Raw genomic sequence first — 17,408 nt, forward strand, 5'->3', positions numbered from 1 at the left:
TTTAACGTTTTTCGACCCCTAGTCCGTCGATCGAACCTTCTCGCGGCCGGGGGCGATCAACTCGTCGAGGTACTCCGCGAGCGCGCTCTTCGCGTCCGCCGGGTGGAGTTCGCCCGATTCGAGATCCGCCGCCAGCGACTCGTAGTCCTCGTAGACGAGGTCGCCGCCGTACTTCTCCGGGCGCTCGACGACGACCCGGTCGAGCCGGGGGAAGACGTGGTACTCGAAGAGCTGGAGCACCGGGTTCTCCCGGTCGTTGCCCTCGTCGTCCGGCTCGGGGTCGCGCGTCGGCGGGCAGTACGCCTTGTTCACCTTCTCGCGTATGTCGTCGGTCGAGTCCTCCATGGAGATGGTGATCCCCTCCGACGAGGACATCTTGCCGACGCCGGTCGAGAGGTCCGCGATCAGCGGCGTGTGCAGGCACGTCGGTGAGGTCGCGCCGACGCTCGGCAGCGTGTCGCGGGCGAGCATGTGAACCTTCCGCTGCTCCATCCCGCCGATCGCGAGGTCCACGTCGAGGTAGACGATGTCCAGCGCCTGCATCAGCGGGTACACCGCCTGCGACACCTTCACCGTCTCGCCGCTTTTGATCTCGGCCATCGCGCGCTCGGCGCGCGCCATCGACGTCTCCAGTTCGAGCGCGTGCAGGTCGAGCACGTACTCGCGATCGAACTGGAACTCGGAACCGAGGACGAACTCGGTCCTCTCCTCGTCGAGCCCGTACGCGACGAACTGCTCCTTCATCCGCGCCGCCGTCTCGGCGATCTCCTCGAAGGTTCCCTTGTCGTTGAGGTACGCGTGTACGTCCGCGAGGAGGACGGTCACGTCGAAGCCCGCCTCCTGTAAGTCGATGAGCTTCGTCGCCGTGAGCATGTGCCCGACGTGGAGGACGCCCGAGGGCTCGTAGCCGACGTACGCTCGCTTGCCCTCCGGCGATTCGGCTAGCGCGCGCACCTCGTCCTCCGTGACCACCTCGGAGACGTTCCGGGTGATCCGCTCGTAGGCGTCCATACCCGTGTGGTCTTCGGGGGTCGGGATATGACTTCTGAAAGCGCGGCGCGCGACCCGCAGGTCCGCGGACCCACCGCCGCCGGACCAGACCCGGCGACGACGGGCTTCCCGAGAGTTGAAGTACGAGAACGGGACCACCGACGTCCGTGATCGAGTGAGTCGCCGCGAAGCGAGTCGAGGCGGGTGCGCGGCACGCCGCTTCGCGGACGCCCGTGCCGCCTGTTCGCCCCCTTTGCGGTCCGTCCTCGCCGACGAACTCTCCCGCAGCGACGACGCGATACGACGCCGAGGGCCGATCAGTCGCTCTGCCCCTCCCCCGCGCGGTGTTCGCTGATGATCTGGTCGACCATCGCCGTCTTCTGCTCGCGACGTCGCTCCTCGGCGCGAGCCTCCCAGTCCTCGATCGCGGCTTCGACCTCGGATTCGCGGGCGACGGCGAGCTCGTCGACCTCCTGAATCGTCACGTCCGCGGCCGGACCGACGGGGATCTCGCGGTCGAACAGGACCTCGTCCGCCGCCTCCGAGAGGCCGCCATCGCGAAGCACGATCCGCGGCTCGGTCTCGGCGAGGAGTTCCGCCGTCCGCCAGCCCGCGCCGCTCGCGTCCCGGAGGTAGACCACGTCGCCCGACGCGAGTCCGTACCGCTCGTCGGCGGATTCGATCGCGCCCTTCGTGAACTGATCGACGACCTTGACCGGGACGAGATCGCGCCCCTCGGCCACGTCGGCGAAGTTCGAGTGGTCGAGCTTCCACAGCGTCTTGAGGCGCGCGAACTTCGTCTCCAGCTCGTCCACCTGCTCGCGCTCGGCCTCCAGTTCGCGCTTCAGTCGGCCGTTCTCGCGTTCGAGGCGGTTCACCTCGCGCCGCTCGCGGGCCTTCCGTCGCTCCTCGCGGCGAGCGTCCGACAGTTCGCGTTTGAACTCCTCGATGCGATCGTCCCGATCTCCGAGCGTCTCCTTCAGGTCCTCGACGTGTCCCTCTAACCGGCCGACCTGGGCTTCGAGCCGCTTTATTCGCTTTTCCTCCTCGGTGAGTTCGCGCGGCTCGTGCTCGGTCTCCTCCGCCTCTGACTCTTCGTCCTCGGTCAGGTCGCGGAGCACCGCCTCGACGGACTCGCCGCCGGCGACGACGCGGGCGATCACCTCGCCGCGGTCGAACTGCGGCGGGACCTTCCGCGAGACGCGCTCGAACTGATCCTCGTGCGCGTCGTACGCGAACAGCGCGGCCGCCATCGCGTCGCGTTCGTGATCGTTGTCGTACGCCTCGTTTCGCGTCCGGTGGAGCTTCTCGTCGATCGGGAGGTCGGACGACGGCTTCCAACCGGCGGCGTCGAAGCTCCGCCGAAACTTCTCGACCGTCTCCGGCATCGGGGTCACGTCGGCGGCGACGACGATCGGGCGGCCGCGCTCGATGAGCCACTCGATCACGTCCGCCGTGTCGGCCGTCCGCGACGAGTACACGTCGAGGACCGTCCCCTCCAGATCCACGACCGCGGCTGCGGTCGTCGTCCCGGGGTCGATTCCGACGACGACGTGATCGCGGCGCTTCACCAGCGGCTCGAACTCGATGCCGTCGCGTCGCTCGCGCTCGATTTCGATCCGGATGTCGCCCGACCGGCGATCGGACGCCGGGATCTCCTCGGGCGGGGCTTCGACCGCGAACGTCGCGTTCGCGTAGCCGCCGTACTTCTCGGTCACGTCGCGCTCGTACGACAGTCCGGCCTCCTTCAGCTTCGATTCGACCTCGCGGGCGGCGCTCTTCACGTTGCCGTGGATTCGCCGGGTGTAGCGGTCCTGACTCCAGCCGCCCTTGCCGGTCGAGCGCCCGCGGGAGACTTTCACCATCGTCGTGTCGGTGAAGGCGGACACCTCGTAGCCGACGTTCGCGGCGGCGAGTCTGGCGGCCGCCTCGGCCTCCTTCATCGGCTTTTTGCCGTAAGGGACGCCGTGTCTGGAGGCGACCCGCGAGAGGGGTTCCGGCCGCTCCGCGCCGGTCACCTGCACCAGCCTCGTCCGGTCGGGGAGCGAGCGGAGAAACCGGACGAGTGCGTTCTTGTCGGCCGCCAACTCGTACATGTTGTCCGTCGCGACGATGGCCGGCTCTTCGCGCGAGATGAGACGTTGCAGCTTTCGAAAGGAGACGACGTCACGATCGAGGTGTTCGTCTTCGAGGGCGACGAGCGCGTAGGACGGCGCATCGCCGCGGACGTCGCCGCTCTGAACGTCGACGCCGAACACCAACGAGTCGAGCGCACTCGTCCGGGCGTTCACGGCCGCGCGTAGGACGGCTGCGGATAAATACCCCACGCCGACGGTGTAACTCTCCGCGGCGTGAACGGGGCCGCGAGCCGATCGGAGCGATCAGCGGAGCGTTCCCCGGAGATGCGGCGAGCCGTCACTCTTCGTCCCGAATCACCGCCTCGTCGGCGGCTACTCGGCGTCCGGGTACGGGATCTCGACCTTCTGGCCGTCGGCGGCGACGAACGACTCGCCGCCGAACGCGGCGGCGGCTTCCTCGGCCAATTTCGAAGCGTCGCCGGCGTAGCGCGAGGAGACGTGCGTCAGCGCGAGTCGCTTCGCGTTCGCCCGCGAGGCGATTTCCGCGGCCTCTCGAGCGGTCGAGTGGGCCGTCTGCCGCGCGCGGTCGGCGTCGTCGCTCGCGAACGTCGCGTCGTGGACGAGCAGGTCGGCGGCGGCGGCGATTTCGACCGTCCCGTCGATCGGGCGCGTGTCGCCGGTGTAGACGAACGTCCGGCCGGGGCGGGGTTCGCCGACGACCTGCTCGGGGCGGATCGTGCGCCCGTCGTCCAGTTCGACGGGCTCGCCGCGGTGGAGCCTGCCGAACTTCGGGCCGACCGGGATGCCGAGTTCCTCGGCCCGCTCGCGGTCGAACCGACCGGGGCGGTCGTCCTCGACCAGCGCGTAGCCCACGGAGCGCGTTCGGTGTTCGGTGCGGTACGTTCTGACCTCGTAGTCGTCCGCGTGGAGCGCAGTCGTTCCCGGTCGGACCTCGTTGATCCGGACCGGAAAGCCCGGCTGGTGGCCGCCGGCGTGGACGAGCCGTTCGATGTGCGTTCGAGCGCCGGAGGGAACGTGGATCGCGAGCGGCTCCTCGCGGTCGTTGAAGCCCAAGCTCTGTATCAACCCCGGGATGCCGAGGATGTGGTCGCCGTGGAGGTGCGTGACGAAGATGTGAGAGACGGCGAAGCCGGTGCCGAAGCGCATCATCTGCCGCTGGGTCCCCTCGCCGCAGTCGAAGAGCAACCGCTCGCCCTCGCGGTTGACGAGGATCGCGCTCGGGGCCCGCTCGGTCGTCGGGACCGCCCCGCTGGTTCCGAGAAACGTCACGCGCATCGACATACTCGGAACCTACGGCGGCAGGGGTTTACGCGTGTCGAATGCCGCCGTCGCCGGAGCCCGCGAGGCTCGGGTCGCGACCCCCGAATCGACCGATTCTTACCTCGTGGCCGTCTACGCCGTTCCGATGGACCCGCCGCTTTGGACGGAGACGCACGCGCCGACGCTCGACGAGCTTCCGCAGTCCGAGGTGCGAGAGCGGCTGGAACGGACTGTCGACGAGCCGATGAACCTCGTCCTCCAGGGGCCGCCGGGCGTCGGCAAGACCGCGGCGGTCCGCGCGCTCGCCCGCGAGACGCACGAGGACGTGGCGAACGACCTCGTCGAGCTCAACGTCGCGGACTTCTTCAACCGGACCAAAAAGGAGATCCGCGAGGATCCGCGCTTCGAATCCTTCCTCGCCGGTCGGAGTCGCATGGCGAAGCGCGACATGATCAACCACGTGCTCAAGGAGTCCGCGAGCTACGCACCGGTTTCGGGCGACTTCAGGACGCTCGTCCTCGACAACGCCGAGGCGATCCGCGAGGACTTCCAGCAGGCGCTGCGGCGGGTGATGGAGCGACACCACCGGACGACCCAGTTCGTCGTCACGACGCGACAACCCTCGAAGCTCATCCCGCCGATCCGCTCGCGTTGCTTCCCGGTACCCGTGCGCGCCCCCACGACGGACGAGACCGTCGCGGTGCTCGAACGCATCGCCGACGAGGAGGGCGTCGCCTACGACGACGACGGCCTCGAATACGTCGCCGGGTACGCGAACGGGAACCTCAGACGGTCGATTCTGGGCGCGCAAACCACCGCGAGCGCCGCGGGCGAGATCACTATGGCCGCCGCCTACGAGACGCTCGGCGAGATCGGACGCGACGACGACCTCCGCGGCGCGCTCGCGGCCGCCGAGTCGGGCGACGTCGCCGCCGCGCGAAAGACGATCGGGACGCTCCTCGACGAGGAGGGGTACGACGGGGGGGAACTCCTCGGCGAACTCCTTCGCGTCGCGCGGGCGAACTACGGCGGCGACGACCTCGCCCGCCTCCATCGACTCGCGGGCGCCGTCGACCTCGACCTCGCCGTCGGCACGGACGACAGGCTCCACCTCACGCACCTCCTCGTCGCGTGGGAGACCGGGGCGGGCGACGAGAGCGGGACGGTCGCGTGATCACGCCGCCCCGCCTCCGCTTCGCCCCCGGCGCGTGGCGGTTCGCCGCTCCGCCGCTTCTCCTCGGGCTTCCGCTCCTCCTCGCGTCGCCGCTTTTCGGCGTCCTCGTGCTCCTCGTCGGCGCTGCCGTCCTCGCGTTCTTCCGCGATCCGGAGCGGACGCCGCCGCCGTCGGGGATCGTCTCGCCGGCGGACGGGACCGTCTCCGTCGTCCGCGAGGAGGGCGACCGCGTCCGCGTCGGCGTGTTCATGAACGTAACGGACGTGCACGTCAACCGCGCCCCGCTGGACGGCTACGTCGAGTCCGTCGAGCACCGCCCCGGTGCGCACCGGCCGGCGTTCTCGAAGGATTCGGAGCGCAACGAACGGGTGGACGTCGACTTCGGCGCGCACGAGGTGTCGCTCGTCGCCGGGTGGTTCGCCCGGCGGATCCACCCGTACCTCGAAGCCGGCGACACCGTCGCGCGCGGCGAGCGCATCGGGCACGTCGCGTTCGGGAGCCGCGCGGACGTGCTGCTGCCCGAGTGGGTCGACGCGGACGACGTGCACGTCGTCCGCGGACAGAAAGTGATCGCGGGCGAGACGGTGCTCGCGGAGCGGCGGTAGTGAGGTTCGGCACGGGTCAGCCGTCGAAGCTCAGTACCGAGTCGGTATCGTGATACTCGACCATTATGGTCGTGTTGCATAGGAATGGAGTTCGAGGCGAGAGTGGCCAAAGCCGAAAATGTGAGAATTCCGAGAGAACAGAGTCTCTCGTTGAGGGCGTGTATCCACGGACGGGAAGAGTCTTATCTGCGCGGGGGAGTGAATTGATCATCGTGTATCTTGTCACGTTCCGTCTCGATCCGGGGGAGTACGATGCGGAGTTTCACGAGTTGAATGACGCGATACAAGTGGCTGCCGAGGACACTGAGGGGTATCTGGGCAAGCGGACGTGGCATGCCCCTGAGAGTGAAGAGGCTCTCGTCGTTTACTACTGGGAGTCGTTGGACGCAATCGAGTCGTTTGGCGCAGATTCTGACCACAAAGAGGCGAAACAGCGGTGGACAGAGTGGTACGATGCGTACGAAGTCACGGTTACAGAAGTCGTCGAGTCGTACGGGAGTGGGTTTGGTGACGACGCCGATCCACCCGTATAGCGTCCCGAGCCATCACGAAAATCCTCGGACAATAGAACGGGTCCGCCGGCAGAGTACAACTCGGTGTTTCATCTATCGGGGATTTTCTCTCACCCATTCGAGGACTTCACTCGCGTGTTCGTCCGGTGGAAAGATCGGGTAGAAGACGTGCTCAATACGTCCATCAGAGACGACCAGCGTTAACCGCTTCAGGTATTCGTCCCCCTGGATAGTGAAAGCCGGCAATTCGAGTTCGCTCGCCAGCTCCCATTCGGCATCGCTGAGCATCTCGAAGGGGAGGTGCAGCCGGTCACGAGCCTCACGCTGGTACCCGGTCGTCTGCGTGGACAGGCCAAACACCTCCCCGACGCCGTTGTCGACGAGTTCGTCGTAGTGGCTGCGAAAGCCGCGTGATTCGGGAGTGCAGCCGCGGGCACCCGGCACGTCCTCCCATCCCTCCGGAATCACGTCCTTGTCGGGCCGCCCCGTCAAGGGGTAAACGTAGATCACTGTGCGAGGGGGGAGGTCTTGTAGGTTGACCGTCGTGCCGTCGGTCGCCGGGAGCGATACGTCGGGCATCTCCATTCCCTGGAGGTGGTCGGCCGCTCCGTCGTCTTCCGGTGCTGGTAGGTCGTCCGGCAGGGGGAAGTCCTCGGCCATCGTTCTATACAACACACTACACATAGATAATCATTCGCCAGAATTAATATATCCAGATTAGATCCAATATTTCTGTTTCTAATTAAATTTCATCCGCTGGGGAATCGGTGGACGATTCTAGGCAAAATGAGACGGTGTCATGGCAGTGGGTGTCGGTTCGTTTCGAGGCGTCCCACAAATGCCGGTATTTCTGATGGTGGTGCGGAGTCGAAGACGAAATCATGTGCGACAAGAGCAGGACTCGGTTGTATGATAGGCGCATCCGCTATATCTAACGTTCAGAGTGCTTTGTCGATGTTGTGAGTGAGACAGTCGACAACGAGTTCACGGAGCTGCTTCCACCCGTGCCGTGAACGTACGAATGCACCATATTTCCCTTCACCCGAGTTACGCTTTCGACTATCCCACGATTCCCGCCCCGTGCTTCGAGCCGAGAGTTCGAAACGGCCACCTCACGCCCGTTCCAGCACGTGCACGTGCCGCACCAGCGACCGGTGCACCCGTCGCTCGAAGACCTCCTCGACGCGCCAGCCCGCGTCGACCGCCTCGGGCCGCCACGACCGATCCGCCACCACGACCGCCCGCGGGGCGACCCGGGCGGCCTCCGAGAGCGCGCCCGCGACGAGGTCGCGCAGGTCGTGGCGGGCGATCTTCGACTGGCGGCCGTACGGCGCGTCGAACGCGACGCCGTCGACCGCGTCGTCGCACAGCGGGAGCGCGGTCGCGTCGCCGCGGAGCACGTCCCACGGCGCGCGATCGGTCCGCCGCGCCGCCGCGCCGTCGAGATACTCGCCCAGGTTCCGTCGCGCCCCGCGGACCATCTTGCGCTGCGCGTCGCTCCCGACGACCCGCGCGCCGACGAGGCCCGCCTCGATGAGCACGCCGCCCGTCCCGCACATCGGGTCGAGCACCGTCGCGCCCGGCCTCGCGCCGGCGATGTTGGCCAGCGCGCGGGCGTCGAGCGGATCCATGCTCCCGGGCTGGAAGAACGGGCGGTCGGTCGGCTTTCGACCGCCGAAGTCCCGGACGCTCTCGACGTCGAGCCACCCGAGGAAACAGACGCCGTCCGAAAAGAGCGCGCGCAGCTCGTGGTCGGGATCGTCGAGGTCGACCGAGAACCCGCGGTCGACGAGGACGCGGCCGAGTTCGCGCTCCGCCTCCCTCGTGCTCGCGCCGGTCGTGGCGCGGACGTCGCGCGCCCGGACCGCGACGGTTCCCTCGCGGCCGATCTCGGCGGCGTCGAGGAGCGCGCGGGCGTTCGCGACGCTCGCGTCCGTCCGTCCGACGAGATCGCTCGCCCGCCTGACGTACGCGAGGGTCCGAACGCGCTCGGGCTCGATCCCCCGGGCGACGGCGACCCCGGGCGCGACGACCTCGACGCCGGTCGCGGCGCTCTCCGCCTCGCGGCCCGCGAACGCGTCGTCGGTGCCGGCGAGTTCGAGACAGTACACGGTCGAACCTGCGGGCGTCCGGCCATGAGCGTGTCGGATCCGCCGCCGCCCGCGAACGTATCAACGACCGGTACCAAGCTTTTTAAGGCTTAAATACGACACTTAAATCGTTGCATGACCGACCCCAAGGACACCATCAATATCGAAAACGTCGTCGCTTCTACGGGAATCGGCCAGGAACTCGACCTCCAGAGCGTGGCAATGGACCTGGAGGGGGCGGACTACGACCCCGAGCAGTTCCCGGGACTCGTCTACCGAACCCAGAACCCGAAATCTGCGGCGCTCATCTTCCGGTCCGGCAAGATCGTCTGCACCGGCGCGAAATCCACCGACGACGTCCACGAGAGCCTCGAAATCGTCTTCGACAAGCTCCGCGACCTGAACATCCAGGTCGACGAGAACCCGGAGATCACCGTCCAGAACATCGTCACCAGCGCCGACCTCGGCCGGAACCTGAACCTCAACGCCATCGCCATCGGCCTCGGCCTCGAAAACATCGAGTACGAACCCGAGCAGTTCCCGGGGCTCGTCTACCGCCTCGACGAACCCGAGGTCGTCGCCCTGCTCTTCGGGTCGGGGAAACTCGTCATCACCGGCGGCAAAAAGCCCGTGGACGCGGAACACGCGGTCGAAGAGATCACCGTTCGCCTCGAAGAGCTTGGTCTGCTCGAGTAGCCCTCGATCCGCCGACCGACTTCCTCCTCGTTTTCGCTTTCGCCCCCGAGCCGTCGAGCGTCAGGACCAAAGCCCCCGGGATCGAACCGCCGGCATGGTCGTCACGTCGCCCCTCGGACCGGTCGGATTGCAAACCGAAGCGGTCGGAAGCCCGCTGGCGATCGCCGGGACGTTCGGGCTGTTCGCCCTGTTTTTGACCCTCACCGCCCACATCGCCGCCCGGAACGTCCTCGGCGACGTCGAGGTGAAGAAGGCCTTCGCCGTCGGGCCGGTCCCCGCGGCCGTCGGCGTCGCGTTCACGGCGCTCGGCGTGAACTCCCTCCTGTCGATCGCCGTCGCGCTCGTCGCGGACGCGGGGATGATTCGCTACCTCTACGGCCGCTCTCTGAGTCTCACCGCCTACGTCACGTTCATCCACGCCGTCGTCACCGTCATCCTCGGAACCGTCCTCTTCGGACTCTTCTTTCTCGCCTCGACCGCGCCGACGTAGCGGCGGAGAGCGCAGGACTCAAGCGGCCGCCCGTCACAGATCGGATAGCTATGCGCTTTCTCCCGCTGGCGCTCGTCTGGAATCGCCGCGAACGCCGCCTCCGCGCGCTCTGGCGACTCGTCCTGACGCTCGTTTTCGTCGCCGTGCTGATCGTCGCCGCCGGGTTCGTTCTCGTGCCGGCGCTCCGGAGCGCGGAGATCGTGCTCGTCTCGACGCTGGGAAGCGCGACCGCCGACGTCGCGCTTTTGGCGCTCTCGCAGTGGGCGCTCGGCGGCGTCATCACGGCGACCGTTCTCCTCGCGGGGATCTTCCTCGATCGCCGCCGTCTCGCGGACTTCGGCTTCCGCTTCGACCGCGACTGGTGGCTCGACCTCGCCTTCGGGCTGGCGCTCGGCGCGGCGCTCATGACGCTCGTCTTCCTGTTCGAACTCGCGGTCGGCTGGGTTCGCGTCACCGGCACCTTCGAGACCGCCGGCGGCCCGTTCGCCCCGTCGTTCCTGTTCGTCCTCGCCCTCTTTCTGTTCGTCGGCGTGTACGAGGAGCTGTTCGCCCGCGGGTACCTCCTGACGAACGTCGCGGAGGGGCTCCGCGGGTTCGGCCCGCTCGGCGAGCGCGCGGCGGTCGCCGTCGCCGTCCTCGTCTCCTCGGTGGCGTTCGGCCTCCTGCACGCTGAAAACCCGAGCGCGACGACGCTGAGCACGTTCAACATCTCCCTCGCGGGGGTGTTCCTCGCGCTCGGCTACGTGCTGACGAACGAACTCAGCATCCCGATCGGCGTGCACATCACCTGGAACTTCTTTCAGGGCGCGGTGTACGGCTTCCCGGTGAGCGGACTCGGTCGCACGGCGACGGTCGTCGCGGTCGAACAGCGGGGGCCGCCGGCGGCGACCGGCGGCTCGTTCGGGCCCGAAGCGGGTCTCGTCGGCGTCGCGGCGATCCTCCTCGGCTGTCTGGCGATCGCCGGCTGGTGCGAGTACCGGTACGGTCACGTCGCGATCCACCCCGGATTGACCCTGCCCGACCTGCGCTGGCGGGAGTGAGCGGAGTCACTCGACGAGCCGTTCGATCTCGGTGACGAGGATGTCGGTCGCCCCGACCGACCGGAGGTCGGAGATGACGCCGAACACCTCGCGCTCGTCGACGACGACGTGGACCGCGACCTTCGAGTCCCCCGCGATGTCCATCACCGTCGGGCCGCCCATGCCCGGGATGACCTCGCGGACCTCCGCCAGCCGATCCTTCGGGGCGTTCATCATCAGGTAGCGCTTGCCCTCCGCCGCCAGCACCGATTCGAGCGCCATCGCGACCTCGCGGACCTTGCCGTCGTCCGCGACGTCCGGCCGGGCGAACAGCCGAACCGAGCTTTGCAGCACCTCGGCGACGATCGAGAGGCGGTTCACGGCGAGCGTCGTCCCGGTGCTCGTGATGTCGACGATCGCGTCGGCCATCTCGACGTGCGGGGTCAGTTCCGTCGCGCCCGTCACCCGCACGATCTCCGGATCGATCCCCCGCTCCGCGAAGAAGTCGCGGGCGACCGTCGGAAACTCCGTGGCGACGGTTCGGCCCGCCACGTCTTCCACGGTCTCGATGTCGCCGTCCTCGGGGGCCGCGAGGACGAGCCTGCACCGACCGAACCCGAGGTCGAGGAGGTCGACGAGGTCGTGACCGGACTCGCGGACCTGATCGAGCCCGGTGACTCCGACTTCGGCGGCCCCGTCGCGGACGTACTCGGGGATGTCCGCCGCGCGGACGAAGAGCACGGTCACGTCCGGGTCGACCGTCTCGGCGTACAGCTTCCGATCGGCCCCGTTCTCGATGTGCAGTCCCGCGCGCTCCAGAAGCTCCATCGTCGGTTCGTGCAAGCGCCCCTTGTTGGGCACGGCGATGCGCATACCCACCCCTCACGCCGACGGGAGAACTGTGTTTCGACCGCGACTCAGCGGTTCTCGGAGGAAACATCGACCAAGTGGTACGTTATCCTCACGCTAATTTCCCGTTTTGGAGGCTATAACAAAGGGCCCCCCGAACCACCTCCGTCTAGTATGAGAGACGAATCGACGCGGCGGGCCGTGCTCGGTCTCGCGGGAACGACGATCGCGGTCGGGCTCGCCGGCTGTTCGGGGTTGACGTCGGACGGTTCGGCCGAGACGAACGAACGCGCCGACGGCTCGGGGGAACCGGCCACGCCCGACGGGACCGAGACGCCCGAATCGGGCGGCTCCGACCCGGGTGAACTCTCGGAACCGACCGGCGCGGTCCGATCCGCCGCGATTCCGGAGAACGCGGCCGACCGCGACTATCCGATCGCCGGAACGGGGTCGGCCGGTGTCGAGGCCACCCTCTACGGCGGCTGGAAGTGTTCGTACACGGCCTCGTTCGTCAAAGGCGAGCTGAACGACCTGATCGGGACGTACGTCGAGCCGGGGGACGTGGACCTGGAGTTCCGGGCCGTCCCCTACGACAACGGCGAGCCGTTTCACGGCGACGACGAGCCCGGCGTCGCCCGCGCCGGACAGGCCGTCTGGAACGAGGATCCCGAGTCCTTCTGGCCGTACTTCGCGTACCTCTTCGAGAACCAGCGGACGACGAACGACTGGTACTCGGCCGAGCGGATCCGCGCCGTCGCAGACGCCGCGGGGGTGTCGGACGCGGTGAACATCGAGGCCGCGGTCGACGGTGACGCGTACGAAGAGCGGATCGACGCGACGATGAAGCGGGTCGACGAGATCCCCGTCGCGGCCGTGCCGCGGCTCGTCGTCGCTGACGAGGTCTACGCGCCGACCGTCGACTTCAAGGAGACCCGGCGGGCGCTCGACGCGGCGGTCCGGGGCGGGGAGTGAGTCGACGATCGGCGTTAATCCGGCCTCGATCCGCGCCGATCCGCGCCGATCCGCGTCGACCCGACTTCGATCCCGGCCGAAGACGGTGGATTAACGCCGCGTGCCCTCGGTAGCTCGCGTATGGACGCGCTGCTGATCGCCGGCGGACGGGTGTTGCTTCCGGATCTCGGGGTCGTCGAGGCCGACGTTCTGGTCGACCGCGAGGCGGGAACCGTCGCCGAGCTCGGCGACGAAGTCGGCGTCTCCCCCCGAGAGGCCGACGAGACGCTCGACGCCTCGGGGTCGCTCGTGACCCCCGGGCTCGTCAACGCGCACACCCACGCCGCGATGACGCTCCTGCGGGGCTACGCCGACGACAAACCGCTCGACGAGTGGCTCAGGGAGGACATCTGGCCCGCGGAGGCCGAACTCTCCCCCGGGGATGTCCGGGCGGGGACGGAACTCGCCCTGCTCGAGCTGATCCGCTCCGGAGCGACCGCCTTCGCGGACATGTACTTTCACGTCCCCGAGGTCGTCGAGGCGGTCGACGCGGCCGGGGTGCGCGCGCGGGTCGGCCACGGCGCGGTCACGGTCGGGAAGGACGACGGGGACGCACAAGCCGACGTCGAAGAGAGCCTCGACGTGGCCCGCGAGTTCGACGGCGCGGCGGACGGCCGCGTCTCGACCGCCTTCATGCCCCACAGCCTCACCACGGTCGACGAGACGTTCCTCCGCGAGAGCGTCGCGCGAGCCCGCGAGGACGGGATCCCGATCCACTTCCACGCGAACGAGACGACGAACGAGGTCGACCCGATCGTCGACGAGCGCGGCGTCCGCCCCCTCGTCTACGCTGACGACCTCGGAATGCTGACCGCGGACGACTTTCTCGCCCACGCCGTCCACGTCGACGACGAGGAGATCTCCCTCCTCGCCGAGCGCGGGACGGGCGTGATTCACTGTCCGGCCTCGAACATGAAGCTCGCGAGCGGGATGGCCCCCGTCCAGCGCATGCTCGACGCGGGCGTGACGGTCGGTCTCGGCACCGACGGCGCGGCGTCCAACAACGACCTCTCCGTCTTCGACGAGATGCGCGACGCGGCGATGGTCGGCAAGCTCGCGGCGGACGATCCGAGCGCCGTCGCGGCGGAGAGCGTCGTCAGCATGGCGACGGCGGGGAGCGCCGACGCGCTCGGACTCGACGTCGGCCGGATCGAACCCGGCGCGAAGGCCGACCTCGCCGTCGTGGACCTCGACGCGGCGCACCTGACGCCCGCGCACGACCCGGTGAGCCACCTCGCGTACGCCGCCCGCGGCTGCGACGTGCGGCACACCGTCTGCGACGGCCGGACGCTCATGCGCGACCGCGAGGTGCTGACGCTCGACGCCGACGCGGTCAAGCGACGGGCGCGCGATCGAACGGCGTCGCTCCTCGACCGACTCGGTCGGTGAGATGCCCCGCTCCCATCCGCGAAGGAAAAATATCTGACAGGTAAACTTTCTTGAACGGCGCTTTCGAGAGACTGTGCGGGTGTGAAGACGGACGTCGTCAGTTATTTACTGTATCGAAAAACTGAAAGAACAGTCAAAAACGAATGTCTCTATTTATGACCTGTGTCGCCGTCCGATCGAGCGCCATGAGAGGGAGGCAATGGTTCGCGGCGGCGTTCGCCGCGATGCTCGTCGTCGCCGGGGCTTCGGCGTTCGCCGGAACCGCCGCGGCCGACGACGCACAGACGATCGACGTAGAACAGGAGGGCGAAGCGGGGACGGCGACCGTCTCCGCGACCGAAAACGACACCGCCGTCGAGGGCGCGACCGTCGAGGTCGAAGCCGACGGTAACTACTCGGGCGCGGGCGACTACGAGACGGACGAGAACGGCACCGTCGAGCTCCCCGCGCCGAACGAGACGACCGACGTGAACGTGACCGTCGTCGTCGACGAGGAGACGGAGACGACGATCGAACTCGCGGGGCCCGAACTCGCGGTCGACGCCGAGAGCGCGGCTGACGGAACGGCCGTCGTCTCGGTCACGCGCTACGGTGCCGGCGTCCCGAACGCGTCGGTGTCGGTCGCCGCCGACGGCGACTACTCGGGTGCGGGTGACTACGCGACGAACGACGAGGGCACCGTCGAACTGCCCGCGCCGAACGAGACGACGGACGTCGAGATCGAGGCGTCGGAGGGCAACGAGACGGTCGAGACGACCGCCACGCTCGACGCGCGAGGAGGAGTCGATGGCGTTCGGTCAGCGCGTCTCCGGATTCGTCGCGGGACTGCTCGGTAGCGGCGACGACGACGCGGAGGGCGGCATCGGCCAGTCGGTCTCGGAGTTCGCCCGCGAGGAGAACCCGAGCAACGACGAGCGGCCCGATCACGCCGGTCCGTCGAACGAGACGGATGCGGAGAACGCCTCGGACGAGAAACGCGGCGAGAACGCCTCGAAGTCCGGCGAAGACGCGCCGGAGAACGGCTCCGACGCGACGCCGGACCGGGCAGCCGACGGATCGTCCGACGCCGACGAGGACGAGAGCGACGAGCGCGGGAACGGCTCCGGCGCGGACGACCGCGGCGGACCGCCCGCGCACGCGAAGGCGTAGCGATCGAACGATCCGGGCGCGACTCGGGCAGAGAGGCACCCGATACGCGTTTTCGACCGCCGTTTTCGCGCGCGGCTCGACGCTCCGGTAGGGTTTTGAGCGGCGTCGCCGAACCAGCGGTCATGAGCACGACGGCGTACCCCCCCGTCAGCGAGCACCTCGACGACGTCGAGGCGGCGCGCGCGGAGGGTCGACGCAAGATGGACTGGGCGCTACAGCACATGCCGATCCTGCGGGCGCTGCGCGAGGAGTTCGAGGCGGCGCAACCGTTCGCCGGGCAGACGATCGGGATGGCGATGCACGTCGAGGCGAAGACGGCGAACCTCGTCGAACTGCTCGCGCTCGGCGGCGCGGAGGTCGCCATCACGGGCTGCAACCCGCTGTCGACGCACGACGACGTGAGCGCGGCGCTCGACGCGAACGAGGACGTCACCTCCTACGCCGTCCGCGGCGTCGACGAGGAGGGGTACTACGACGCCATCGAGGCCGTCATCGCCCACGAACCGACCGTGACGGTCGACGACGGGATGGACATGGTGGCGGCGATCCACGAGGACCGCCCCGACCTCATCGACTCCATCGTCGGCGGCTGCGAGGAGACGACCACCGGCATCCACCGCCTGCGGGCGATGGCCGCGGACGGGGCGCTGCGGTACCCCGTCTTCGCCGTCAACGACACGCCGATGAAGCGGTTGTTCGACAACGTCCACGGGACGGGCGAGTCGTCGCTCGCGACCATCGCGATGACGACGAACCTCTCGTACGCCGGGAAGACCGTCGTCGTCGCGGGCTACGGTTACTGCGGGAAGGGCGTCGCGAAGAAGGCCGCCGGCCAGAACGCGAACGTCGTCGTCACCGAGGTCGAACCGCGCCGCGCGCTGGAGGCGCACATGGAGGGCTACGACGTGATGCCCATGGCTGACGCGGCCGAGGTCGGCGACGTGTTCGTCACGACGACGGGCAACCGCGACGTGATCACCCGCGAGCACTTCGAGCGGATGAAAGACGGCGTCCTCCTCGCCAACGCCGGCCACTTCGACATCGAGATCGACCTCGACGCGCTCTCGGACCTCGCGGCCGACCGCTACGAGGCGCGCGACGGCGTCGAGGCGTACGAACTGGCCGACGGCCGCCGGCTGAACGTCCTCGCGGAGGGCCGCCTCGTCAACCTCGCGAGCCCCATCGCCCTCGGCCACCCGGTCGAGGTGATGGACCAGAGCTTCGGCGTGCAGGCGGTCTGCGTCCGCGAGATGATCGAGAACGGCGAGGCGTACGGCCCGGGCGTCCACGAGGTGCCGGACGAACTCGACCGCGAGGTCGCTGAGGTCAAACTCGCCGCCGAGGGCGTCGAGATCGACGGCCTCTCCGCGGCGCAGGAGGAGTACATGGGGAGCTGGCAGCACGGCACCTAGCGTCGGGCGCGGCCGTCGAAGGCGACGATCGGGACGACTCCCAGTGACGACTCCCGGCGACGACCGGCGACGAATCGATCCCCGAAACCGCGGGACTCGGTCGCAGTCGACTTCTTTATGCCGGCGGACGTAAGAGTTCCCGCGATGTCGAACGCGAAAGGCGACCGCCGCGAGCGAGAACTCGTCAATCTGCTCGACGAGGCCGGATTCGCCGTCATGCGCGCCCCCGCCAGCGGGAGCGCGACGACCCGCGAACTCCCCGACGTCCTCGCCGGCGACGGCGAGGTCTTCTACGCCATCGAGGCGAAATCGAGCGCCGGCAACCCGATCTACCTCACCGGCGAGGAGATCGAGGCGCTGGTCTACTTCAGCGAGAACTTCGGCGCGAAGCCGAAGGTGGCGGTCCGGTTCGACCGCGAGGACTGGTACTTCTTCCATCCGGCGGACCTCTACCGGACCGACGGCGGCAACTACCGCGTCAAAAAGGAGGCCGCGCTCGCCGACGGCGCGACCCTCGCCGATCTGACGAGCGCCGGCGGCGCGACCGACGGCCACGGCGTTCTCGACGTGCTCCTCGCGGTCGAACAGGGGCTCCTCTCGCCGGACGAGGCCGCGACGATGTTGGAGTGACGCGACCCGGTCCCGTTCTCGACGGCTTTCCGA

At 68.3% G+C, this 17,408-nt stretch carries 18 protein-coding genes and 1 pseudogene; 12 read left to right on the forward strand and 7 right to left on the reverse strand.

The window, feature by feature from the left end; translation table 11 throughout:
* Positions 1–18: 18 nt before the first annotated feature.
* From C3L37_RS08820 to rnz, 3 genes are all read right to left on the reverse strand, one after another.
* A complete protein-coding gene (locus C3L37_RS08820) occupies positions 19–1,011 on the reverse strand; it encodes a tyrosine--tRNA ligase (protein ID WP_129114243.1) in 993 nt (330 codons plus the stop codon).
* A gap of 296 nt (positions 1,012–1,307) precedes the next feature.
* Positions 1,308–3,281: a DUF460 domain-containing protein gene (locus C3L37_RS08825; protein WP_129114244.1), complete on the reverse strand. Its 1,974-nt coding sequence runs from the start codon at positions 3,279–3,281 to the stop codon at positions 1,308–1,310.
* A gap of 159 nt (positions 3,282–3,440) precedes the next feature.
* Positions 3,441–4,370 carry a ribonuclease Z gene (gene rnz, locus C3L37_RS08830; RefSeq protein ID WP_129114245.1) on the reverse strand — a complete coding sequence of 310 codons (930 nt, stop codon included), beginning with the start codon at positions 4,368–4,370 and terminating at the stop codon, positions 3,441–3,443.
* Between the two features lie 124 nt (positions 4,371–4,494).
* On the opposite strand from rnz, the gene C3L37_RS08835 reads away from it, so the two are divergent.
* The 3 genes from C3L37_RS08835 (at position 4,495) to C3L37_RS08845 (ending at position 6,661) form a co-directional block, all read left to right on the forward strand.
* On the forward strand, positions 4,495–5,523 hold the full coding sequence (locus C3L37_RS08835) for an AAA family ATPase (protein WP_129114634.1): 1,029 nt from the start codon (positions 4,495–4,497) through the stop codon (positions 5,521–5,523).
* Positions 5,520–6,128, forward strand: coding sequence for a protein sorting system archaetidylserine decarboxylase (locus C3L37_RS08840; protein WP_228546185.1), 609 nt, complete (start codon positions 5,520–5,522; stop codon positions 6,126–6,128). Before C3L37_RS08835 ends, C3L37_RS08840 begins: the two co-directional genes overlap by 4 nt.
* A 212-nt stretch (positions 6,129–6,340) precedes the next feature.
* Positions 6,341–6,661 (forward strand): antibiotic biosynthesis monooxygenase family protein, encoded by a 321-nt coding sequence (locus C3L37_RS08845; protein WP_129114246.1) that lies wholly within the window; start codon positions 6,341–6,343, stop codon positions 6,659–6,661.
* Between the two features lie 72 nt (positions 6,662–6,733).
* Here the strand turns inward: C3L37_RS08845 and C3L37_RS08850 are convergent, their stop codons facing one another.
* From C3L37_RS08850 to C3L37_RS08860, 3 genes and pseudogenes are all read right to left on the reverse strand, one after another.
* On the reverse strand, positions 6,734–7,300 hold the full coding sequence (locus C3L37_RS08850) for a peroxiredoxin (RefSeq protein ID WP_129114247.1): 567 nt from the start codon (positions 7,298–7,300) through the stop codon (positions 6,734–6,736).
* Positions 7,301–7,578: 278 nt separating this feature from the next.
* Positions 7,579–7,677, reverse strand: a pseudogene (locus C3L37_RS08855) (IS5/IS1182 family transposase); the annotation flags it as partial.
* A gap of 75 nt (positions 7,678–7,752) precedes the next feature.
* Positions 7,753–8,751, reverse strand: a complete 999-nt coding sequence (locus C3L37_RS08860) for a THUMP domain-containing protein (RefSeq protein ID WP_129114248.1) — start codon at positions 8,749–8,751, stop codon at positions 7,753–7,755.
* A 114-nt stretch (positions 8,752–8,865) separates the two neighbouring features.
* Between C3L37_RS08860 and C3L37_RS08865 the strand changes: the two genes are divergently transcribed.
* The 3 genes from C3L37_RS08865 (at position 8,866) to C3L37_RS08875 (ending at position 10,956) form a co-directional block, all read left to right on the forward strand.
* On the forward strand, positions 8,866–9,426 hold the full coding sequence (locus C3L37_RS08865) for a TATA-box-binding protein (RefSeq protein ID WP_129114249.1): 561 nt from the start codon (positions 8,866–8,868) through the stop codon (positions 9,424–9,426).
* A 94-nt stretch (positions 9,427–9,520) separates the two neighbouring features.
* On the forward strand, positions 9,521–9,916 hold the full coding sequence (locus C3L37_RS08870) for a DUF7473 family protein (RefSeq protein ID WP_129114250.1): 396 nt from the start codon (positions 9,521–9,523) through the stop codon (positions 9,914–9,916).
* A gap of 50 nt (positions 9,917–9,966) precedes the next feature.
* The gene (locus tag C3L37_RS08875) at positions 9,967–10,956 is read left to right on the forward strand and encodes a CPBP family intramembrane glutamic endopeptidase (RefSeq protein WP_129114251.1); all 990 of its coding nucleotides are present in this window, start codon (positions 9,967–9,969) and stop codon (positions 10,954–10,956) included.
* A gap of 6 nt (positions 10,957–10,962) precedes the next feature.
* On the opposite strand, the gene hisG is transcribed toward C3L37_RS08875, so the two are convergent.
* Positions 10,963–11,808 (reverse strand): ATP phosphoribosyltransferase, encoded by an 846-nt coding sequence (hisG, locus tag C3L37_RS08880; RefSeq protein WP_129114252.1) that lies wholly within the window; start codon positions 11,806–11,808, stop codon positions 10,963–10,965.
* Between the two features lie 150 nt (positions 11,809–11,958).
* On the opposite strand from hisG, the gene C3L37_RS08885 reads away from it, so the two are divergent.
* The 6 genes from C3L37_RS08885 (at position 11,959) to hjc (ending at position 17,375) form a co-directional block, all read left to right on the forward strand.
* Positions 11,959–12,756, forward strand: coding sequence for a DsbA family protein (locus C3L37_RS08885; RefSeq protein ID WP_129114253.1), 798 nt, complete (start codon positions 11,959–11,961; stop codon positions 12,754–12,756).
* A 120-nt stretch (positions 12,757–12,876) separates the two neighbouring features.
* Complete coding sequence (locus C3L37_RS08890; protein WP_129114254.1) at positions 12,877–14,184, forward strand: amidohydrolase; 1,308 nt, start codon at positions 12,877–12,879, stop codon at positions 14,182–14,184.
* Positions 14,185–14,369: 185 nt separating this feature from the next.
* Complete coding sequence (locus C3L37_RS08895) at positions 14,370–15,020, forward strand: hypothetical protein (protein ID WP_129114255.1); 651 nt, start codon at positions 14,370–14,372, stop codon at positions 15,018–15,020.
* Entirely contained in the window at positions 14,971–15,333 is a 363-nt protein-coding gene (locus C3L37_RS08900; RefSeq protein ID WP_129114256.1) for a hypothetical protein, read from the forward strand. The genes C3L37_RS08895 and C3L37_RS08900 overlap by 50 nt, the downstream gene beginning before the upstream one ends.
* A gap of 122 nt (positions 15,334–15,455) precedes the next feature.
* Entirely contained in the window at positions 15,456–16,745 is a 1,290-nt protein-coding gene (locus C3L37_RS08905) for an adenosylhomocysteinase (protein WP_129114257.1), read from the forward strand.
* Between the two features lie 144 nt (positions 16,746–16,889).
* Entirely contained in the window at positions 16,890–17,375 is a 486-nt protein-coding gene (gene hjc, locus C3L37_RS08910; protein ID WP_129114258.1) for a Holliday junction resolvase Hjc, read from the forward strand.
* The last annotated feature ends 33 nt before the right edge of the window (positions 17,376–17,408 follow it).

Source organism: Halegenticoccus tardaugens, from assembly GCF_004116405.1.
GTDB classification, from domain to species: domain Archaea; phylum Halobacteriota; class Halobacteria; order Halobacteriales; family Haloferacaceae; genus Halegenticoccus; species Halegenticoccus tardaugens.